This is a genomic window from Nostoc sp., from assembly GCF_036917355.1.
In the GTDB taxonomy this organism is placed as follows: domain Bacteria; phylum Cyanobacteriota; class Cyanobacteriia; order Cyanobacteriales; family Nostocaceae; genus Nostoc.
This window is the reverse complement of sequence record NZ_JBALDP010000042.1, coordinates 33425-54700: the sequence shown is the minus strand read 5'-3', so window position 1 is coordinate 54700 and position 21276 is coordinate 33425. Positions and strand designations below refer to the sequence as shown.

The window sequence follows — 21276 nt, the reverse complement described above, 5'->3', positions numbered from 1 at the left end:
GAACTCCGTTCATCCACCTTTGAACTCCGTTCATCCACCTTTGAACTCCGTTCATCCACCTTTGAACTCCGTTCATCCACCTCAGAACTCCGTTCATCCACCTCAGAACTCCGTTCATCCACCTTTGAACTCCGTTCATCCACCTTTGAACTCCGTTCATCCACCTTTGAACTGGATTCATCCGTCTTAAAGACTGGTTTTGTAAAAGTAGACCATCGGTGCGTTAGCCTCCGGCGTAACACGCCACTACGAAAATTGTTAGCAAGGATGCAGTTAAAGCTTTGCTGTCAGCTTAGTGCTGGAAAATGAAACTTGTATGATCGTTGTTAAAGTTCCTCTTTCGCAATATTATGAGCGAATTACAGACCCAACTAGCAACCGATACCTGGATAACAGCAACTTGGGATGAATATATCCAAATAATTGAAAATCCTGCCTACCAAAAAGCCAAGGGCTACTACCACAATGGACAGATGAGGATTGAAATGCCACCAATCGGGAATGACCATGCCAGCGACCATGCAATTATTCTCTTTGCTGTTAACTTGTTTGCGAGCATTAAAGGCATTGCTCTAAATGCCAAGGATAATTGTACATATCGGAAAACAGGCTTTAAGGAAGCTCAACCTGATGTGTCTTACTATATTGGTGAAAATGCTGATGTCATTCCCTACGGTACTTCTATCATCAGGTTAGATATCTATCCACCACCAGATTTAGTTATTGAAGTGGCTAATACCTCACTTGCTGACGATCAAGGTGAAAAACGACTTTTATACGAAGATTTAGGAGTGAAAGAATACTGGATTTTAAATGTCCAGAATGTCCAAGTTATGGCTTTTGCCATTGAAAACCAAGGTAGTAGGCGGATTACAGAATCTCAGGTATTACCAGGATTAGCTATTTCTTTATTAAACGATGCATTACGCCGAACTCGTCAAATAAATCAAAGTCAAGTTGGTGCTTGGTTGTTAACCCAATTTCAGCAATAATTACAAACTGCTTTGCTGTAGGGAATGGGGAGTAGGGAAAAAGCAAAGGATACAGAGCAACTAAAACGCGATCGCACTATAGCAATCCTATCTGATTTGTGAGAATTGCCAGCCGTAGGTTCCCAGCTTCTCAAAAAAGTCGGGGATCTTGTTTCTCACAAATAGTTCGCGATTGCACTAATATGCTGTGGCTAAAGTCACCCTTTCAGGTGAAGACATACAGAAATACGAATGCCTAGTATTAAGGAAGATTAAGCAACTGTGAAGCTTATTATGCGTCTAGTTGTTAATTGACTCATAAAAATTTAATTTAAAAGCTTTAACAATCCCGTATTACCCATTTGTCCTCTAACTAAAAAATATTCTTATACAGCAAGATTTACAGGCTTCTATAATATGGCTACGCACATAGAAATTCCAGTTATTGGCAAAGTTAAGTATCCATTGCGCTGGCTGATCGGGCTGATGGCGGGGAGTGCTTTGATTGTGGGTACTATAACAACTTACACCTTGGTAAATCAAGGGACAAACAAAGAAGATATTGCTCAACTAACTGTGCCAGTTGCAGCCCAAAACGTCACGTTACGGATTACAGCTAGTGGCAAAGTCGTACCAGTTCAGAGCGTAAATATTAGTCCGAAGAATCCCGGAGTGCTGTCGCAATTATACGTGGAACAAGGCGATCGCATTCAACAAGGGCAAATTCTCGCGCGGATGGATAGCGCTGGTATTGAGGCTCAAAGGAGCCAGTACCGTGCTAACTTAGCCCAAAGTCAAGCACAGCTAGCCGAAGCTCTTGCTGGTAGTCGTCCTCAAGAAATCGCTCAAGCGAGGGCCCGATTAGCACAATCTCAAGCCCAATTAGCCGCGGCTAAGGCTGGTAATCGTCCCCAAGAGATTGCTCAATCTCAATCCCAAGTAGATGCGGCTCAAGCAAGGGTGAATTACACCAGCGAACAGGTAAAGCGTTACGAATATCTATATAGAGAAGGAGCAGAGAAAAAACAATTACTCGATCAAGCCATCAGCGATGACAAAAGTGCTAGAGCCAATTTAGAAGAAGCGAAAAAACGATTTTCTTTAGTCCAAAGTGGTACTCGGAATGAGGAAATCGACCAACGCCAAGCCGCTGTTAACGAAGCACGGGCAGCATTGGTACTCTTAGAAGATGGCACCCGTTCTGAAGAAATTGTCCAGCGTCAAGCCGCTGTTGCATCCGCTGAGGCTCAGTTAAAGGGTGTACAAGTGCAGTTAGAAGATACTATTATTCGCGCTCCTCTGTCGGGAATTGTTACCCAAAAGTATGCCGAACCAGGTGCATTTGTTACACCCACAACTTCTGCATCTACTAGTGCGTCGGCAACTTCCAGTTCAATTGTCGCCGTAGCAAGGGGTTTAGAAATATTAGCTCAAGTTCCCGAAGCCGATCTTGGCAGAATAAAACAGGGACAGCAGGTGGAAATTGTCGCCGATGCTTATCCCGATCGAGTTTTTAAAGGTCATGTGCGCCTGATTGCTCCCGAAGCAGTGGTAGAACAAGGTGTGACATCCTTCCAGGTGCGGGTTGCCCTCGATACTGGCATAGATAAACTGCGTTCTGGCTTAAATGTGGATCTGACTTTTTTAGGCGATCGCGTTAATAATGCTCTAGTTTTACCAACGGTGTCAATTGTCACCGAAAAGGGTAAAACTGGCGTACTCGTACCCGATGCAAAGAATAAACCCCAGTTCCGCGAAGTTACAGTTGGGGCACAAATTCAAGACCAAACTCAGATTTTAGGGGGAGTTAAAGAAGGCGATCGCATTTTTGTTAATCCACCCAAAGACTACAAAATCGAAAAGGCTAAAGAACAGCAGAATAAATAATACCAAATTGGCATCAGCAAGTTTGTAATCAGGACTTTAGTCCTTCTTTGAATAAAGACTTTTAATTTAAAATCCAAAATCCAAAATTGGCATGAACCTCCTCGAAAGCATGAATATGGCGGGGAAAACCCTGCTGTCAAATAAACTGCGTAGCGCCCTCACAATGTTAGGTATAGTTATTGGCAACGCTTCGGTGATTGCCATGATTGGCATTGGCGAAGGTGGGCAGAAGTATGTGAATAAACAGTTGCAGTCATTAGGGCCAAATGTGCTATTTGTACTGCCAGGTAATCGAGAAACTCAGCGAATCTCCTTTGAAGTGCCAAAAACTCTGGTGTTGCAAGATGCGGATGCGATCGCTTCTCAAGTCCCAACTGTAGTAGGAGTTGCACCAGAGTTAAACAGAAGACAGGTAATTACATACCGCAACAGAAACACCGATGTCAACATCATTGGCACAACTCCCTCCTTCCTATCGGTGCGGGATTTTGAAACTGCTAAAGGCAGGTTTTTCTCTGAGGTAGACATCAAGCGAAGTAACCAAGTGGTGGTGCTGGGTGGAGACTTGGCAGAAAAACTATTCGGTAATAGTAACCCTGTAGGACAGCAATTGCGAGTTGGAAATACCAGCTTTCAAGTAATTGGAACGTTAATAGCCAAAGGTTCCAGCGTGGGAGCAGATTATGATGATGCTGCCTTAATACCAATTACCACATCAGCAAACCGACTTGTGGGCAAGAATTCTCCTTATGGTATTGCCTTAGATTATCTCGTTGCTGCCGCTCGTGATTCCGATAGCGTGGATGCAGCAGAGTTTCAAATTACTAATTTACTGCGTTTACGGCACAAAATTAATGGTGAAGATGACTTTACCCTTCGCACCCAAAAAGATGCTTTGCAAACTGTCGGTCAAATTACAGGTGCATTGACAATTATGCTAGCTGCGATCGCAGGTATATCCTTGTTTGTCGGCGGCATTGGCATTATGAATATTATGCTCGTCTCCGTCACCGAACGCACCCAAGAAATCGGATTGCGAAAAGCGATCGGGGCAACTGAGCAAGATATTTTACTACAGTTCATGATTGAGGCAGTGATTGTTTCCGCAGCTGGCGGCTTAGTCGGGACTGCGGTTGGTATCAGTGGCATCCTATTAGTGGGAGCCTTGACTCCTTTAGAAGCGAGTCTTTCTCCTGTAGCGATTACTATGGCAGTTGGTGTTTCTGGGGCTATTGGTTTATTCTTTGGCGTTGTTCCTGCACGTCGCGCTGCTAAACTCGACCCCATTGTGGCTTTGAGAAGTGCTTAGATAAATCATCACAAAGACGCGATAAATCGCCGTCTCTACAATAATCAGTCGTTTTGTAGAGACGGCGATTCATCGCGTCTCTTGCCTTAACCGAACAGTATTGATATGAGTTTTATAGTTAAGCGATCCATAAATGCATCGATGTGCGATCGCTACAATCCATTGAAGTAATTTTGCTGAAAAACGGGAAGACTATGGTTAATCCCAAATGGGGAAATTTCTATGAAAATCCTGAACAGCAAAATGCTCAAAAAATCTCTACTTAACTGTTTAATTTTACCTTTTTCTCTACTGCCCTGGCTCTGCGTAGGAACGCTTTTTGATTCCCAAGCCAATGCTTTACCAGGACAAAGTACAGAAGAGGTAGGCACTTGGATTAAAGCACATCCAACACTCCGCCCCAGAAGAGGGGAGCAATTATTTGTGCAAAAGACTGATACTGCTGCCCAACGATTCACTTTTCAAGCGTCGGTATTGCCTCCTGGTAGAGTGGAGTTTTCCAAAGACCGTGGCAGAATTCGGACTGAGCGCATTACTATGTATGATGCTATTAACGGCATGACATTTGCGCGTCTCCAAGAATCCTTGCGGGTGATTTATGGCTTGGAGATTTACCAAGACTACGATCGCGCCCAAGTCGTGTATCAATATCCCAACCAGAAGGTAGTTAATTCAGCGCGTCTGGCCAAAACTCCGATTCGGGAAGCCTTAAAGGGAGAATTACGAGTAGGCGATCGCTATGTATATTGGGTGGAAGTTGCCCAACCCAAGAATGGCAAAGCTTTTACTGGTCAAATGACAGTTTTGCTCAAAACTGACTTAGACAAGTTAGAAAATGAACTGCAAATTCGTTAATAGGCATCTGAGTGCTAAGTGTTGAGTTAGAAGTGAGGAATTATTTTCCTTTCCCCCTGCTCTTCTGCTCCGCTGCTCCCCCGGTTACTGAGCGTAGTCGTTGGCGCAGCCTCTCGTAGAGAAGTATGCTCCTCTGCTTCCCCGCTCCCTCATCTCTTCCCCAACTCCATCGGAGCTAAGGTTTGCCATATACCCGAAAAGATACTTTCAGCTGCTAAGGAAATTCGTAGTAAATCTTCTTTCAGTAGTGGTGGCCAATCAACCCCGGCTTTACGCCCTGCGCCAAATAGCTGTTGCGCCTTAATGCTTAACTGATAAAGGGCCAAAGCCAGTTCTCGGTCTAAGCTCTTTGCATCTTTGAGGGCTTCAAACACCACTTTCAATGCTAACAAAATCGAAGTGATCTGACCGGGTACCGGCGGTTTGCCCTGTTTCATACGCGTTAACAGTGCATCTGGGTTTTCCTCGGTTGTGATTGTCTGATCTATGAGGAGTTTCCTAGCTGTTTCGTAATTCATGTAGTCAGTTTAGCGTACATTTTGCTTCAGCAGTAATACTTAATTAAAAAGTAATAAAACGGCTTTCTAGTTATTTATAGCAATCTCTGATGATTTATGAAATGATAGGCGTGGGGAAAATGATGAGGAATTGACGATGCTCTAGGTTAACCAGATAGACTGAATATAATATCTTTGAAAAATACACCTGACTAGGAATCAAAAGTAAAATGATCTCACCGAATTTACTAGAAATTGAGCGCTCTATCCTTGCCTTGCCTGTGGAAGAACAACTTTGGTTGCTAGAAAGTATTGTTCGACAAATCCGCGAAAGGGAGTATGTAAAAGATAAATTTAATGATGCTAAAAATCTAGACGAGCAACTGCAATTAAACCCTATTGAGCCAAATACTCAAACACAAATTACTGCTATAAATGATGAGTTTGCCATTTCTGAGATTCTCTAATATCTAGGAATAGAAATTATGAAATTGCCAGACTTAAAAAGTTAAATATACAATTTATCGGTAAGCGTAGGCGCAGCCCGCCGTAGGCATCGCAGTCTCTAAATTAATCATTTACATTGCAAAAACAGTTTTATTCAGTAATAAAAACAAGTTTTTGCGTAATTTAGATTGCCAAACTGTTTTCATTTACACGGGGATGTCGCGATCGCAAATTCCCCTTTAATTTTGTTTAATCCATCTTTACGATTCAACCCCATTATGGTATATCACTGTGGTAAATACGCTCTGATGATGTTGCTGATTATCAGTCAATAGGGACAATCTCGCAAAAACAAATTTTAAGAGTGCTTATTACATTGTTTGAAGTTATGTAGCCTTTTGATTACGGCCTATCAACCACTGCGGTAGACTATGCGTTGATTATGATTCTTTCGCAGAGAAGAACACTCGAAAGGAGCCGTTTATTCAATGTCTCATTCCGTAAAAATCTACGATACCTGCATTGGCTGCACCCAATGCGTCCGCGCTTGCCCTACTGATGTACTTGAGATGGTTCCTTGGGATGGCTGTAAAGCTGCTCAAATTGCCTCTTCACCCCGTACAGAAGACTGCGTGGGCTGTAAGCGTTGCGAAACTGCTTGTCCCACCGACTTTTTGAGCATCCGGGTTTACCTGGGCGCTGAAACAACTCGCAGTATGGGTCTAGCTTACTAAAAAGCTGAGTGCTGAGTGCTGAGTGCTGAGACAAAAAGAAGTAAATCAGAAACACAATTTTTTGATTCTTCACTCGGAACTCGGAACTCGGCACTCAAGTCTTTGAAGTGTCTCAATAGCAAGCACCTTTACGATCGTAGAGTGGACATTGCCCGCCTTACGAAATCGCAATTTTAGATTGGGGATATAATCTCTGGGTATCTAAATCCTAGAAGCCGTATTTTTACCGTCAGGTCAAAAGCTGACGGGGAATCCGCTGTAAAAAAAACCTAAAATCCATAACAATACCTAGTGGTAGAGGGAGTAAAATACTCCCTTTTTCTTTGCAAAACGTCCACTTTATGCTACAGACTATACTGGATTTAATCATCCTGAAAAAAAGTGGCGTGAAGAATGTGCGGAATTGTTGGATATATAGGCACTCAAGCGGCGACAGACATTTTACTGGCTGGACTGGAGAAACTAGAGTACAGGGGCTATGATTCGGCTGGAATCGCCACTGTTTGGGAAGGTGAGGTAAATTGTGTGCGGGCAAAGGGTAAACTCCATAACCTGCGTTCTAAACTGGAACAAATAGAAACCCCTGCCCAAATCGGTATTGGTCATACACGCTGGGCAACTCATGGTAAACCAGAAGAGTATAACGCCCATCCCCATTTGGATACAGCAAAACGAGTAGCTGTGGTGCAAAATGGCATTATTGAAAACTACCGCGAGTTACGCGAAGAACTCAAAGCAAAAGGACACCAGTTTCTTTCTGAAACCGATACAGAAGTCATTCCCCATTTAATAGCCGAATTTTTAAAGAATCTTCCTCCCTCATCTTCCTCATCTCCCTTCCTAGAAGCAATTCGCCAAGCTGTTAACCACCTAAAAGGGGCATTTGCGATCGCAGTTATTTCTGCTGACTACCCCGATGAATTGATTGTTGTCCGTCAACAAGCACCTTTGGTAATTGGTTTTGGACAAGGGGAGTTATTTTGTGCTTCTGACACGCCTGCGATCGTTGCCTACACCCGTGCAGTGCTACCTCTGGAAAATGGCGAAATTGCCCGCCTCACACCTTTGGGTGCTGAGATTTACAATTTTGCTGGCGACAGGCTGAAAAAACAACCCCGATTGCTCAACTTCAATCCTGCAATGGTAGAAAAGCAGGGATTCAAACACTTCATGCTCAAAGAAATTCATGAGCAACCAGGAGTAGTAAGAGCTAGTTTAGATGCATACTTTAATCCAGCCGAATCTACCGAATCGCCAATCAATCTTGGTTTACCTGCGGATTTATACACTGATTTAGAACAAATCCAGATCCTCGCCTGTGGTACCAGTTGGCACGCAGCATTAATCGGCAAATATTTACTCGAACAATTAGCAGGAATTTCAACTCAGGTAGATTACGCTTCTGAGTATCGCTATGCACCATCGCCTGTGACAGCTAACACTTTGATCGTTGGCGTTACCCAATCAGGCGAAACCGCCGATACTCTAGCAGCTTTGACGATGGAAAAAGAACGTCGCCAGGGGAAAGAAGCTAAATATCAAGCGCGACTACTAGGTATTACCAATCGTCCAGAAAGCAGCCTTGGTCATCTAGTACCACATATTATTAGTACCTTAGCGGGAATTGAAATTGGGGTAGCAGCGACGAAAACTTTTACTGCTCAACTGATGGCGTTTTATGCTTTGGCATTGGATTTAGCAGCTCGTCGTCAGACAGTTTCAAAAGATACATTAGATCAAATTATTAATGGGTTGCGGCAGATTCCCAAAGAAATTGAAGCAACTTTGGAAACTCAGGAACGTTTAACCGAACAGCTAGCCCATGAGTTCGCCGAAACCCAAGATTTCATTTTTATAGGAAGAGGAATTAACTTCCCCATTGCTTTAGAAGGGGCGTTGAAATTAAAAGAAATCAGCTATATTCACGCCGAAGGGTATCCGGCTGGAGAAATGAAACACGGCCCGATCGCACTTTTAGATGCGAAAGTACCAGTAGTTGCGATCGCAATCCCTGGTAGTGTTTACGAAAAAGTTATTTCTAATGCCCAAGAAGCCAAAGCTAGAGACTCTCGTTTAATTGGGGTGACTCCCGTCAACGATGGCGAAGCTGCGGAAATCTTTAACGATCTTCTTCCCGTCTCTCATGTGGAAGAATTACTTTCTCCAATTCTCACAGTAGTTCCTTTGCAATTATTGGCTTATCATATTGCCGCCCGTCGCGGTTTAGATGTCGATCAGCCTCGTAACCTTGCTAAAAGTGTTACCGTAGAATAGTATAATTTTATACATGAAATTAATGTATAATGGCTTCTGAAGAAGTTCTATGGCTTGCAGAAGCCATTTTTATGGCAATGATTACAAGTATAATATATTTATTAATACTTAAGTAAGTATTCGCTGGATTTGCAGTAAAGGGTAAAATTATCCAAATGCGATCGCAAAAACCTGAATGTATATTTTTACAACGTCTTTATACTACAGACAAATCTGTAAAAATTTGAGCCGATAACATGCAAGTTAATTACGTCTACCAACATTATGAGTGAAATCCACCTACGTCAAATAAAGTCATACCTTCAAAAAACATTTAATGGTTTGATTGACTTATCAGATTATCAAAATAAATCTGAAACAGACAAAGAGTTACTTTTCTTAACAAGAAGTCTAGCTGCATTTACTTTGATGGTAATAGCTGATATTTCTCCTCAAGAAGCATCAAAAGCTATAGTTGATGGTGGACAAGATAATGGAATAGATTCCCTTTATTTTGACAGAAGAGAAAAAATAATGTATGTATTACAATCAAAATGGAAACAGGAAAGTAAAGGAAGTATTAAAACAGATGAGGTAATGAAATTTACTAAAGGATTTAAAGACTTGGTAAATGCTAGATATGACAGGTTTAACTCAAAACTAAATGATAAGACTCCAGATATTGAAGAAGCCTTAAATGATGCAGGAACAAGGTTTGAAATAATTCTTGTCTATTCAGGTCAAACTCCTTTAGCAGATGAACCTAAAAGAGAATTTGATGATCTACTAGGTGAAATGAATGATTCATCAGATATTGTTAGTATGAGAGTTTTTAACCAGGCGAATATATATAATATTATATCTCAAGGAGCATCTGGCAATCCTATAAATTTAGATGTTTGCCTGTTTGAGTGGGGACAAACAAAAGAACCCTATCAATCTTATTATGGACAAGTCTCTGCAAGGGAAGTAGCTGATTGGTGGGATAAGCATTTTCCTAAATTGTTCTCTTCAAATATTAGACTATTCGTCAAAGATAGTGAAGTCAATGAAGGCATTGTAAATACAGTTAAAAAAGAGCCGGAAAATTTTTACATAACATTTATCTAAATATTTACTCCAGTGACGTTGCTACGGAATCGCACCATTTCCTCACTTGCATTAAAATGTACCGCTATTTCTGTCTGTGTCATTTGACGCTGAACAGCCCACAGTAGACCCCGACGAGGAATCTGGAAACACCCACCTAAATAAGTCGCTTCATCTTCATCACTCTGTCGGCGCTGAGGAAGGCCAGTATTTGGATCAAAGCGGACGATTTTATGTCTTAATAGCAGGTGTCCAAACTCGTGCATCAAGTTCGACTCGCGTCGCGCGGGATTATGGCGTGGATTGTTGACAATCCAGAGTGGGTTTTGATTAATAATTCCTGCTGACCATCGATCGCTATCGAGCAATACCTCTACTACACAACGGTCTAAGCTGGGAATCTGTTCAGGTGTCAAAATTGTTGCACCTAATTGAGTTGCAAGCAAATCTGCGGGTAATGCCTCAAATGCCCGTAATTTCAATAAACTACGTTGCTCCGTGGCAATCCCTTCACACCTTTGCCTAAACTCAGTTGGTAATTTCTCTGTTAGTGTCATAATTCTTTTTAATCCGGCTGTTGCTTGTTGCTTTGTTGAGAATTATCGCGATACGCTGCTTTGACTAATTCTGCTAGTGCATTTGCGATCGCTGGATCGAGTTTTTTGGATGCTCGCAATTGAATTTCTATTGTTTCTGGTGTATTTAAGTCGGAGGGGGCTTCAGATTCCTCTGTTTTCTTAAATAGTTCAGCAGGTGACGCTTGCAGCCAATCGCAAAGTAATAAAAAGGTTTCCATATCGGGTATTTTGCCATTTTCGACCCGTGACAGTGTTGAGGAACTAATATTACCTATTTCTTTAGCTGTGTCTCGCAGCCCTTTCTTCCCTCGCTTCGTCTTCACCATTGCAGCTAATAAATCTGTGTCTAAGTTGTATCCCATAGGTTTCTTTTGTTTCACTTATGAAACAGTGTTTCTTTATTATCCCTTATAAGTTATAGTTGTTATGTGTTTCTAAATGGACACTGTTTCATTAAAGAAACAAAATATCCAAAGGTTGCTTTATACAAAGGAGGTACTCCTTGGATAATAGCGAAATAATCATATTTGATTTGTTGGTTGTTGGTTTAGCAGAGTTTTTCCGTCCAGATACTCAATACCAACTCCCTAAATACCCATACCCTGATTTCTTACAGCGTGCCTGCAATACTCTGGCATTGAAGATGACAGCTATTACTTATCCATGTACTTTAGAAGGTCTTTTGGCTCTTTTAGAAAAACCCTTGCAAACATGGTATCCACTGGTAATTCCGAAGGAGTTTGACTCAGAATATGGCTTGATATACGATAGAGCGCTAAGTGAGGAAGCAGGCCAATACTTCTACGAACAGTTGCTCAAACGGGCGCAACTTCCTGAGTTTGCTTCTGTGAAAATACAGCAAATTGCGCTGGAGAACTTCCTGTTTCAGAGATTACTGGTGAAACTGCAAGAAGCCAACGAAAAAGATGCTGAACGCTCTCAAAGGGAATATGTTTTGCTGCGTCAATTTTTAATTACAAACCCTTACACTACTTTAGAGCAGCTTCGTAACACTTTTTCTCAAATGCGTTATATCTCTATTGATGATATCGGCGAACTGTACGAAGACTGTAAGGAAAATGAATCTTATTGGTGCTGCGATCGCTGTGGCCCTTTAATTAAAAAACATGGGCATTTACGTGGCATTAAGCCAAGCGTCTGCAACGATCATCGGAAAAACTTGTCCCATGTCCGGCGCATTTATTGGAAGCAAGGCCTGCGTCATCTCAAGTTTGGTATTCACTGGCGTGTCTGTTTGCCTGGAATCCCAGAGATAAATCTATTCGAGGCTTTAAAAAAGCTGCATAAACAACAGCCAGAGTATCTTTGCGAAGTTCAACTGTGGCCTGGTATTGACCGTTACGACTTGCAATTACGTTTTGGTGACGGCTCAGTGTGGGCTGTAGATATCAAAGACTACCGAAATCCGTATGATTTGGCTTTGCAACTGAAGCCGATATTTGGGGAAGGCGATTTGGGCTATAACGAAAGTTTTTATGTTATTCCTAGCCATCGTCTGCATCAACGCCAAGATTACATCGACATCTTGCGTGAAGAAGCAACAGGATTACCAAAAAGCACCCATCTTTTTAGCGATACAGCTTTTGAAGAACGAGCCAGCGCCAAGATAATGCAGCTGAGTAAAGGGAAATAGCATTATGAGTCAAATGACATTATTTAAGCCGCCTGCTATTTTTACAGAACGCTTAAAGGAATTGAAAGATAACTCTGAGCTAGATCGAGAGCAAGCCCAATTATTACTTCAGGTAGAACTTGGCTTTGCCTTGATGGAGTGTTTAGAAATCGATGATGAACCAGTAACCGCAGTTTGGGCAATACTCAGTGGTATGCCTTTGCGACACCCGCGCTTACAAAACTTAGATGAGGTGCAACGGCGTGCAGTTGCTAATGCTCGGCAAATTATTCCGTTTTCTGCACGTTTTGCCTGGTTGGGGGCATTACGTTCCTACATCCGCAATATTCCGCAAAACAGACGTAATTATGATTTTGATATTCAGGATTTAGATTCTCAGATTATTCATGCTGCGAAACATCTCAGGGATCAAGTCAACCAGAATTTATATGAAAGCTGTTTGAGTGCGGATTTGGAGTTTCGCGAACGCAGGGCTGAACCAGTAAAGGCAGGAGTTGCCTACCAATTTCAGGCTAAGACAGAAAAAGAAACGGTTACAATGCAAGTACAGTTCGCACCAGAACATTTAAGTACTGCACGACAACAGCCTTGGTTTACTACACCGCGCTCTCGTGAGCCTTTTTCATTGCGAATCCCAGATTTAGAGTCAGATGCAGAGTTCCTCGATCGCCGCGAACAGTTACTCGCACGCCGATATGGTTGGAATGAGACACAAAAGGGACACTGGGTAAGCCGCTTTCGCAAAATCAACTTTCATAAAATTCAGGAAGATGGCTCACTCAGTGAGCGGAATACAGAACCATTGGAGTTGGATGGTTTTGTACATCTTGCGGGACAAGTTGCTTCTGGGAAGTCTACCAAGTCAACGTTGCTTACCGTTGATGTTGTGCGAAATCATCCCGATCGCCGCATTACATTGGTTGTCAGTGATGTACAATCGGCAATTCGGTTAGCAAATCAAATTAATTGGTGGTTCTGTGACGATCCAGAAAACGATGAGCCAGTTGCTGTACCGTTATTAGGACGCAGTAAACGAGACGCGCACCTACAAAGCTTTTATGCCTCGAAAGACTTTCAGGAACACTGGAAACGTGGACAACCACACTGGGGCGATCGCTTTTTGGGAACAGCTTGTGCATTGCAAGGACTGCTACAGTCTAGCGACATCTTTGACCGTTTGCATGGCAAGCCACTCAAGCCTGGAACCGAGCCATGTCACTCTTTGAAAGAAGCACCAAAAAGTGAAAGCGTTAGCCACCAGCGGGGCGTAGCCCATCGCAAAAAACAAAACAATAACCCTGGTATATCCCACTTATGTCCGTTTTTTGCCACTTGCCCATCACAGCAGGTATATCGTGATATGCCTGCTGCCCGTGTTTGGATCACAACCCCAGGCGCGATGGCAATGGCTGGTTTACCACGTCACCTAGAATTGCGTCCGATCAAAATAGGGGAACTCGTTTATCAACATTCCGATATTGTTGTATTTGATGAAGTAGACACAGTTATTAAGTGGTTTGATGACGTGTATGCTGAGGAAGTTTTACTCACAAATGGTGGCGTTTTTGATGACATTGGGGTGAAAACTGAGGATTACATGAGGTTTAACCGTGTCAGCCCACCATTGATGCAGCGATGGACAACCGCAGAACGTCATGTACAAAGTGTAGTCACAGCAACATTAACGCTATTAGATAGACATTTAGGACACGAGTTTTTACGTAAATGGATAGAACGTGGCTACTTCACACCTAATTCTCTCCTCTACAAATTTGCTCGTCGCCTTGCTGGGCTTGAAGAGTTAGATCATCCTGATGTCACTGAGCAAGAAATTAAGGCTAACAACCGACGCGTACAGCAGATAATGCAATATTTTGACGCGTTACTCGACGACGATCCATTACTTGGGCACCCTCGATCCAATCTTAAAGTTAATAGACTGGCACTTTTGATTCAACAAATTAATAGTATTGGCGAAAGTGCTACCAATGACAGTATTTATCGTGCTTGCAAAGCCTGGATAGTTGATTTTTTCCCCAACACAGGAAAACGGTTAGCGCGACTGCGAACAGAAATAGAAAAACGTCAAAACAATTCACAGCAGCCAGCTAAGAAAAAGCGGCGAAACTCCTCAAAAAAGGAAGAACAAACAGATCCAGTAGACACCCTCGAAACCTTAGCTTATCGTTTACAGTTTGCCCTTACCATCACCCTTTTAGATCGGCACACACGTATTGTTTTTTATGAATGGCATCATCGACCACCTATTCTGGATGACGAGCCACCACATCGCCGTATGCCGACAGCGATGTTAAATATTCTACCTTTACCTCCAACAGGACGACAGTTTGGTACTTACTATTCCCGCAAGGATGACAATCACAACCAATCTGAAAATAGCAGCGAAAATGCTTTATCTTTGTTTGCCTATACCAATATTGGTCGTTACTATGTTTTGAACTTTCATCGTTTGCTAACAGACTTGGATGGTCAACGCGGCCCTAACGTCTTGGCATTATCAGGAACTTCTTATCTACGAGATTCCACACAGTTTCATGTTGGTAATCCCCAAGGTATTTTAATGCCAGAGCCGAGTGCAACGGAAGCGATCGCCCAAAGCCGCTTTAAATTTCTGCCCCAATTGAACGGCAAAGGTGAGCCTATCCGTATTTCGGGGACACCTGAACGTCAGAAAATGGGAATGTTTAAAGAGATGGCACAAGCGCTGGTTGGCAACAACGGTAGCGGTCATTTAGGACAGGAGCTTGAGGAATTGAAACACCTTGGCGAGAGCAATTCAGATTTTTGGCAGGATAGAGAACGCCTACTATTACTCGTCAACTCCTATGACCAAGCACGATGGGTAGCAGACGAAATCCGTCAATGTTGGTGGGGTATGCGGGAGAAAGTCTACCATTTGCAGCGCGATCGCACCGAAACTTTGACTGATGATGACATCGACTATCAGTCAAGGATGGAAGTTGGCGCTCTTAACCGTGCTGACATCGAAACTTTCGCACTCACTGGTGGCAAAATCCTGGCTGCACCGATCAGTGCTATGGGGCGCGGATTCAACATTTTGAATGCAAATGGCAAAGCTGCTTTTGGTGCGGTTTACTTTCTTACCCGTCCCTATCCTCATCCACATGATACTCAGGCGATCGCTCAAGAAATCAACCGTCGTGCCTTGGATTGGATAGAAGATGCGAATTTCGTTGCTTGGGAAGGAGACGGAATTTTAGGGCGTGCGGAAGCCGTGCGTCGATTGGCTGCGCGTTACTGGCGATCGGTAGAACATCGTTCTTATTACAAAACGCTGCGTGCAAATGAAGAGTTACGTGCCTTTCCGCGCCAAGATTTAGCCGCAACTACTGCTGGCGTAATCGTTCAAGCTGTAGGTCGTCTTTTGCGGGGAGGTGTTCCCTTTCATGCTTACTTTGTCGATGCTGCTTGGGCACCAAACTATGACAAAGAGCAACAGCCTGATACACCACGTACCAGCTTGCTAGCAGCAATCATTGATTTGCTTTGTGAATATGTTGATGAAGATTTTATCAGTCAAGCTTTATACCAATCAATAGCAGATGCTTTGGCTGATATCGATGGCTTTAACTGGGAAATAGACGCAAGAGATAGAGGAAAAGTATGACTAGTAAAATTACACCAGCAAATATTTTGCTACCTGCCCGCATGAACTTGGTGACAGATGCATTTGCCAACCTAGAGATTGCTGTACTGTCATTTCCTTTTGTTCAGGTGGTTGCAGACTTTTGCCATGATATAAAACAAGTCTTGTATCGTGGCAACAACAGGGAGGTTAGGTGGCCTTATCGCCAGTTAAATAATGCTCTCCTTGCCTGTGCATCTACGCTCACATACGGTTTTGAGTTTCATAGTTTTGACGAGGAAAGCCAGCTTTCCTTATATCAAGCATTAGCTGTGGGAACACCAGAGAACCCACTGAAGACTCCCACACCCCAGCAGATACATCAATTAGTGATAATTTGGGCGCAGGAATGGACGAAGCAATATCGTGATAAAGGTAAAACAGATGAAGTGAATAGCGTGTGCGATCGCTTTCTCGAAAGAATAGCTGTAATACCGCCAGATTGGGAGTGGCAATGCATCAAGGCAGAAACACTTGTGCGCGATATTAACGCAGAGAAAGGATTGGGATTTCAAGCTATTCCCAGTCTGCTCGCAACCATGTTGCATGGTAAAAAGTGCATCATTCACTCTGGACAACAAGAACAGGAAATTCAATGGCGCAAAGTACAGGGAGGCGGTTCGAGCAAAGTTGGACTCTATCTAGTTAGCAAGCCGTTTAAAGCGAATTACACGGATAATAATGGCAAGGAAAGAGAAGGTTATTTTGCTTATCGCCTAGACTTTAATGTTGAGACGCAAGCAGGACGGTTTAATAACAATGGCAATTTAGAGCCGTGGATTTTCTTACATTTAAGTTGCCAGCGATATCCTCATGAACCCTTATTGGATGGCAATTACGGTCGTGACATCTCTGTTCTCATGGGTATGAACAAGGCACGTTTATCCGATTACGAGGTAGATTCGACGTTAGTACGTTTGGCGATCGAAAACAACGGCAAAGAAAAAGAGAATTTGTGGGGATTGCAACTGCCGGAACTCCTTGCGGCCTTCAAAGCACGCGCTCTAGAACAGCCAGAAAATATTCTTAACAATCCCGCGACATTGGGTAATTTAAACAACTCAACTAGCTGGGGTGATAGAGACGAATATTATCTAATTCATGTTGAGGGCTATGGGTACGAGCATGAGAAACGAAAACGAGGACATAGTATCAAAACGGGATTTAGTTTTCTAGAACGAGGCGATATCATTGCACGGGTACTGGAACCGCTCAACGGCATTTTAATACCAGATAATCCAATGCAATCTGATATTCCTACGCCATCTGGTCTGAAAGTACCACTAGCTATGCGCGATTACGAATTTATTTCTAGACCTCGTAAAGGACGCGAATTTTATCAACAAATTGTTGCTGATACTATTTGCCGAGCATTGCAAGGTAAGCCAATGCATATCTTTCTCATTTACCGAGAACAAGACACTTGTGAGACTGTTTACCAGCAATTACGTGATGTATTCCTTCTCAATGAAAATGAGGATTTTCCAGCACACATTACAGTTTCAAAAATTTTGATTGATAATGCCAAGCTTTTAGAAAAATTTAATCCAGATGGACTCAAGCCTAAAGATGGTAGCCAATTCGACAGGCGGATGCGTGATGAACATCAAGCGAAGCGAGACCTATGGCGCACTTTTCTCAAGCAACGTGCTATTCCTCTGATAAATTTTGAGACTAATCCTCACTGTTTAGCGATTATCGAAATTGGCCGAATCAAAATAAAGGGTGTTCTCCCCCAACAAAACATCAAAGGAGCTATTCGTGAAGCTTGTGTCAGAGAGGGAATTAGTTCTCAAATGATACAGACGGTTACACCAAAATCAAGTGACACAGAAGATGGTCAGGATAAATTACCAGCCTACAGCAAACCAACAAAAGGACGTGTGATGAGTGCTGTACTAGATGGAACATTACGTCAAATTGGGGCGCTATATGGACTACCTTCTCAAGTTTATGGTTCAGCAAAGATACCGAAAGAAATTGCCCAAGACTTAGATGTAATTGCCTTTTATCGTCACAAAACTAGCCAATATCAAGGTGATATTCACTATGCTCTTGCGGTTCGTCTGCGTGCAACGGGTGAGGTAGATGTACTGCTTCCCGATGCTAATGATTGGATTCCTTACACACAGGCGGGAATTGCTGTCGGAAAAATTTTTGCTGAAGCACGTCGCGATCGCCAAGAAAATACAAAGCGCCTTCAAAGTAAAATCAAGTTGAACGGCACGGAATTAGTAAAGTTTGTTGCACGCGTACTAACTAAACATTTAGACCGACCAACTATTGTTCTAATTGAAGCTGAAGGCTGGCGTAACGGACGCGGCGAAGACAATGATGGCAAAATCTGGCCCCAGTTACAAAATGAGAACCTTCTGGCAAAACGCAACGTTCTCGACTTCTGCCATGTTCCTAGTCACACTTGCGAGTATAAGCGTGACAATAAACAACTACAGAACTTATTAGCAGTAATTCGTATTCGCACTGGCAAAGAAACACCGCAGTACATTACCAATCGAGAAGCTTGGAACGAAGATTATCCAACACGAGATTTCCAACATCTGAGCGGTTTTTACGATAAGTCAGCACCAGAACTACTACATTACTTCTCTGTGGGAAGGCTACCAAAAACACAGAAGGCGCAAGATGAAATGCCAATACCCGAACTTTATAAGCTTGGGTTCCAAGAGGATAAATACGGTGCTAACATCCCATTCAAACATCAACAGATGGTGGAGATGGTGCCATTCTTTGTACACCCAGATTTTCAGACAGAAGAAGCTTTAAAGGCACTATGTCGAGTACCTCACTATTTAAGATGTTCACCTGCTTGGTCTATGGGAAATATTATTTTGCCATACCCAATGCATTTAGGCCAGGAAATCATAGAAGATCATCTGTGCATACTTGGTGTAAATTTATAAATTTAACGTAAGGCATAACGAAAGGAATTTGTTATGCCTCATATTCTTCAAACTCCAAGCTAATGCAGCAAAAAAGCGCAATTGAGGCAGATGCCTGCGGCGGCAGAAAAAGCTGATTTAGAGGGGTTAGGTGCATTTGATCCAATGCCTTTTCAGATCATCGCAGTCAAGCGATCGCTAGAACAACTTCGACCCAATTTATAACTAGCTTACTCGGTTGGGCTAGGTAAAACCATACAGGTTGGCATGATTCTGACTGGAAAAAGAGATTTTAATCACATTGTTGTGTGATGTCTAACTGACAGATGCGGTGGTGGTCTGGAAGAAGCGGTTAGCAGGGCGCGCTAGTCCGAGATTTTCACGCAGAGTCTTACCCTCATACTCTTTGCGAAAGATACCACGTCGTTGGAGTTCTGGCACAACCTTGTCAACGAAATCGTTTAACCCTTCAGGAAGAAAAGGGAACATAATGTTGAAGCCATCAGATCCTTCCTCTGTCAGCCATTGTTCCATCTCATCGGCAATGGTTTGGGGTGTGCCGACGAAAGCCAGCCCGCCGTAACTGCCAACGCGTTGAGCTAGTTGTCGAATAGTCAAGTTCTCACGTTGCGCTAAGGCTATTACTCTTTCTCGTGAAGAGTGAGCAGCATTGGTCGGTGGGATTTCTGGTAAGGAACCATCCGGATCAAAACCCGAAACGTCGTAGCCAAGCGCACTATTTAGGCTAGCAATCCCACTGTCATAATGTACTAGGCTATCCAAATAAACACGCTTGTCCTGTGCTTCGGCGACGGTTTCCCCCACAACGACTAAAGCACCCGGAAGGATTTTTATACTGTCTGGGTCGCGTGCGATCGCCCGCGCTCGTCCCTTAATGTCTGCAAATAAAGCTTTGCCAGCCTCCAGATTACTAGCAGGTGCAAACACAGCCTCGGCGGTTTCGGCAGCTAATTGCCGTCCGGCTTCGGATGCGCCCGCTTGAACGATTAACGGCCAGCCTTGGACAGGTCTGGCGATGTTCAATGGCCCCCGCACCGAGAGATATTTTCCCTTATGATTCAGAACGTGAAGCTTTGCAGGGTCGAAATAAATCCCTGCTTCCACATCCCTAATAAACGCATCGTCAGCAAAGGAATCCCAAAGACCCGTGACGACATCATAAAATTCTCTAGCCCGCCGATAACGTTCATCATGCTCTATCTCCCCTTCTAATCCGAAGTTGAGTGCTGCATCTGGATTGGCTGTAGTGACGATATTCCAGCCAGCGCGACCGCCACTGATATGATCCAGAGAAGCGAAGCGGCGAGCGATGTGGTAAGGCTGGTCATAAGTCGTGGAAGCGGTGGCTACCAGGCCGATGTGTTCGGTGACGCTGGCAAGGGCAGAAAGCAAGGTGAAAGGTTCAAAGGATGTGATAGTATGGCTGCGTTTGAGCGCGTTGATTGGCATATTTAGCACTGCTAAGTGATCTGCCATGAAGAATGCGTCAAACTTGCCCTGCTCTAGTTTCTGGATGAATCGTTTCAGTGCTGGAAAGTTGAAATTAGCGTCAGGCAAAGCCCCAGGATAGCGCCAAGCGCCTGTATGTATGCTTACCGGGCGCATGAAAGCACCCAGTTTTAATTGCTTCGATCTGCTCATTGTCCCTCCGTATCATGTTTAGAATGCTGGGGCGATGTCCCCTTGAAGTAGTTGTTGATTCTTAAAAGGAAAGGAGTCAATTATCTTAGCGCAGACTTGCACAATAAACAGAGCGTGGGCTGCACCAGCCACACAAAAGCGGTAGAAATTCTCTCTTTCCTCATCAGTTTCCGGCAATCTAGGTTCTTGCGTAGGCGTAGCCCGCCGCAGGCATCGCTTTTTCGGAATGTGAGGGGCATGGTTCAGACATAGTTTTCTAGAACCTTTGTAGTTCGGACTAAAATTTTATACGGTAAATCGATAAATTTATAGTAGTATACTATAAGATTTGCATAGGTGAGGATAAAAAACAAGGTATATCTCCCCAGTCCCCATTTAATTTGGAGGCAAGAATGTCAGCACCACGCTACGGTATTTGGGTATCTGTTGGGGGTAACTTTGGCCCTCTCAAGACGCTAGATGAACCGATTGATGCTAGTTATGAACGCACGCGATCGCTAGTATTTAGAAGCAGAAGTTTAGGATATGTCGTAACCTTAGTCGCATAGCACCTTTTCAACTAGATAAGAAATTAACTTGTAATACTTAATGTTTGATAAACTAACAATTAGGGTATCATGTTAACTGTAATTCGCCGTACACTCTTTGTATATATTATGCAAACTCTATCAACTGCATAAGTTAGTCAGACAAATCAGCGAGACCTCTGGTATAGCGATCGCTAACGCAATTTTATAGATAAAAGGCAGATGAGCAAAACACGCGAGTAATAG

18 protein-coding genes are annotated in these 21276 nt (G+C 43.2%); 13 read left to right on the top strand and 5 right to left on the bottom strand.

Annotated features, from left to right (window positions below; translation table 11 throughout):
* The 5 genes from V7K53_RS12220 to V7K53_RS12200 all read left to right on the top strand — a co-directional run.
* Positions 1-309, top strand: a 309-nt coding sequence (locus tag V7K53_RS12220) for a hypothetical protein (protein WP_335197780.1), incomplete at its 5' end; no start/stop codon positions are given.
* 41 nt (positions 310-350) lie between these two features.
* Positions 351-992 carry a Uma2 family endonuclease gene (locus tag V7K53_RS12215; protein ID WP_335197778.1) on the top strand — a complete coding sequence of 214 codons (642 nt, stop codon included), beginning with the start codon at positions 351-353 and terminating at the stop codon, positions 990-992.
* A 396-nt stretch (positions 993-1388) separates the two neighbouring features.
* A complete protein-coding gene (locus V7K53_RS12210; RefSeq protein ID WP_335197777.1) occupies positions 1389-2858 on the top strand; it encodes an efflux RND transporter periplasmic adaptor subunit in 1470 nt (489 codons plus the stop codon).
* A gap of 91 nt (positions 2859-2949) precedes the next feature.
* Positions 2950-4167 (top strand): ABC transporter permease, encoded by a 1218-nt coding sequence (locus tag V7K53_RS12205; protein WP_335197776.1) that lies wholly within the window; start codon positions 2950-2952, stop codon positions 4165-4167.
* Between the two features lie 243 nt (positions 4168-4410).
* Positions 4411-5022, top strand: coding sequence for a hypothetical protein (locus tag V7K53_RS12200; RefSeq protein ID WP_335197782.1), 612 nt, complete (start codon positions 4411-4413; stop codon positions 5020-5022).
* 149 nt (positions 5023-5171) lie between these two features.
* Here V7K53_RS12200 and V7K53_RS12195 read toward each other — a convergent pair whose 3' ends face one another.
* Positions 5172-5540, bottom strand: a complete 369-nt coding sequence (locus V7K53_RS12195; RefSeq protein ID WP_094351640.1) for a Dethiobiotin synthetase — start codon at positions 5538-5540, stop codon at positions 5172-5174.
* Positions 5541-5749: 209 nt separating this feature from the next.
* On the opposite strand from V7K53_RS12195, the gene V7K53_RS12190 reads away from it, so the two are divergent.
* The 4 genes from V7K53_RS12190 (at position 5750) to V7K53_RS12175 (ending at position 10063) form a co-directional block, all read left to right on the top strand.
* Positions 5750-5986, top strand: coding sequence for a hypothetical protein (locus V7K53_RS12190; protein WP_335197775.1), 237 nt, complete (start codon positions 5750-5752; stop codon positions 5984-5986).
* Between the two features lie 468 nt (positions 5987-6454).
* Positions 6455-6700: a photosystem I iron-sulfur center protein PsaC gene (gene psaC / locus V7K53_RS12185; protein WP_015175986.1), complete on the top strand. Its 246-nt coding sequence runs from the start codon at positions 6455-6457 to the stop codon at positions 6698-6700.
* A 393-nt stretch (positions 6701-7093) separates the two neighbouring features.
* Complete coding sequence (glmS, locus tag V7K53_RS12180; RefSeq protein WP_335197774.1) at positions 7094-8974, top strand: glutamine--fructose-6-phosphate transaminase (isomerizing); 1881 nt, start codon at positions 7094-7096, stop codon at positions 8972-8974.
* Positions 8975-9238: 264 nt separating this feature from the next.
* Positions 9239-10063: a hypothetical protein gene (locus tag V7K53_RS12175; RefSeq protein ID WP_335197773.1), complete on the top strand. Its 825-nt coding sequence runs from the start codon at positions 9239-9241 to the stop codon at positions 10061-10063.
* Here V7K53_RS12175 and V7K53_RS12170 read toward each other — a convergent pair.
* Both V7K53_RS12170 and V7K53_RS12165 read right to left on the bottom strand, forming a co-directional pair.
* Positions 10060-10599, bottom strand: coding sequence for an ImmA/IrrE family metallo-endopeptidase (locus V7K53_RS12170; RefSeq protein ID WP_335197771.1), 540 nt, complete (start codon positions 10597-10599; stop codon positions 10060-10062). The two genes, V7K53_RS12175 and V7K53_RS12170, sit on opposite strands and share 4 nt — an antisense overlap.
* Before the next feature lie 8 nt (positions 10600-10607).
* Positions 10608-10982, bottom strand: coding sequence for a helix-turn-helix domain-containing protein (locus tag V7K53_RS12165; protein ID WP_335197769.1), 375 nt, complete (start codon positions 10980-10982; stop codon positions 10608-10610).
* Positions 10983-11122: 140 nt separating this feature from the next.
* Here V7K53_RS12165 and V7K53_RS12160 point away from each other — a divergent pair, with 140 nt between their 5' ends.
* Genes V7K53_RS12160 through V7K53_RS12150 form a run of 3 tightly spaced genes read left to right on the top strand, consistent with a single transcriptional unit; the run spans position 11123 to position 18862 of the window.
* On the top strand, positions 11123-12274 hold the full coding sequence (locus tag V7K53_RS12160; RefSeq protein WP_335197767.1) for a restriction endonuclease-related protein: 1152 nt from the start codon (positions 11123-11125) through the stop codon (positions 12272-12274).
* Positions 12275-12278: 4 nt separating this feature from the next.
* Positions 12279-15923 (top strand): hypothetical protein, encoded by a 3645-nt coding sequence (locus tag V7K53_RS12155; protein WP_335197766.1) that lies wholly within the window; start codon positions 12279-12281, stop codon positions 15921-15923.
* The gene (locus V7K53_RS12150; protein WP_335197765.1) at positions 15920-18862 is read left to right on the top strand and encodes an RNaseH domain-containing protein; all 2943 of its coding nucleotides are present in this window, start codon (positions 15920-15922) and stop codon (positions 18860-18862) included. Before V7K53_RS12155 ends, V7K53_RS12150 begins: the two co-directional genes overlap by 4 nt.
* A gap of 294 nt (positions 18863-19156) precedes the next feature.
* Here the strand turns inward: V7K53_RS12150 and V7K53_RS12145 are convergent, their stop codons facing one another.
* Entirely contained in the window at positions 19157-20503 is a 1347-nt protein-coding gene (locus tag V7K53_RS12145; protein WP_335197764.1) for an LLM class flavin-dependent oxidoreductase, read from the bottom strand.
* Between the two features lie 18 nt (positions 20504-20521).
* A complete protein-coding gene (locus V7K53_RS12140) occupies positions 20522-20680 on the bottom strand; it encodes a hypothetical protein (protein ID WP_335197762.1) in 159 nt (52 codons plus the stop codon).
* 215 nt (positions 20681-20895) lie between these two features.
* Between V7K53_RS12140 and V7K53_RS12135 the strand changes: the two genes are divergently transcribed.
* Complete coding sequence (locus V7K53_RS12135; RefSeq protein WP_335197761.1) at positions 20896-21051, top strand: hypothetical protein; 156 nt, start codon at positions 20896-20898, stop codon at positions 21049-21051.
* Positions 21052-21276: the final 225 nt, after the last annotated feature.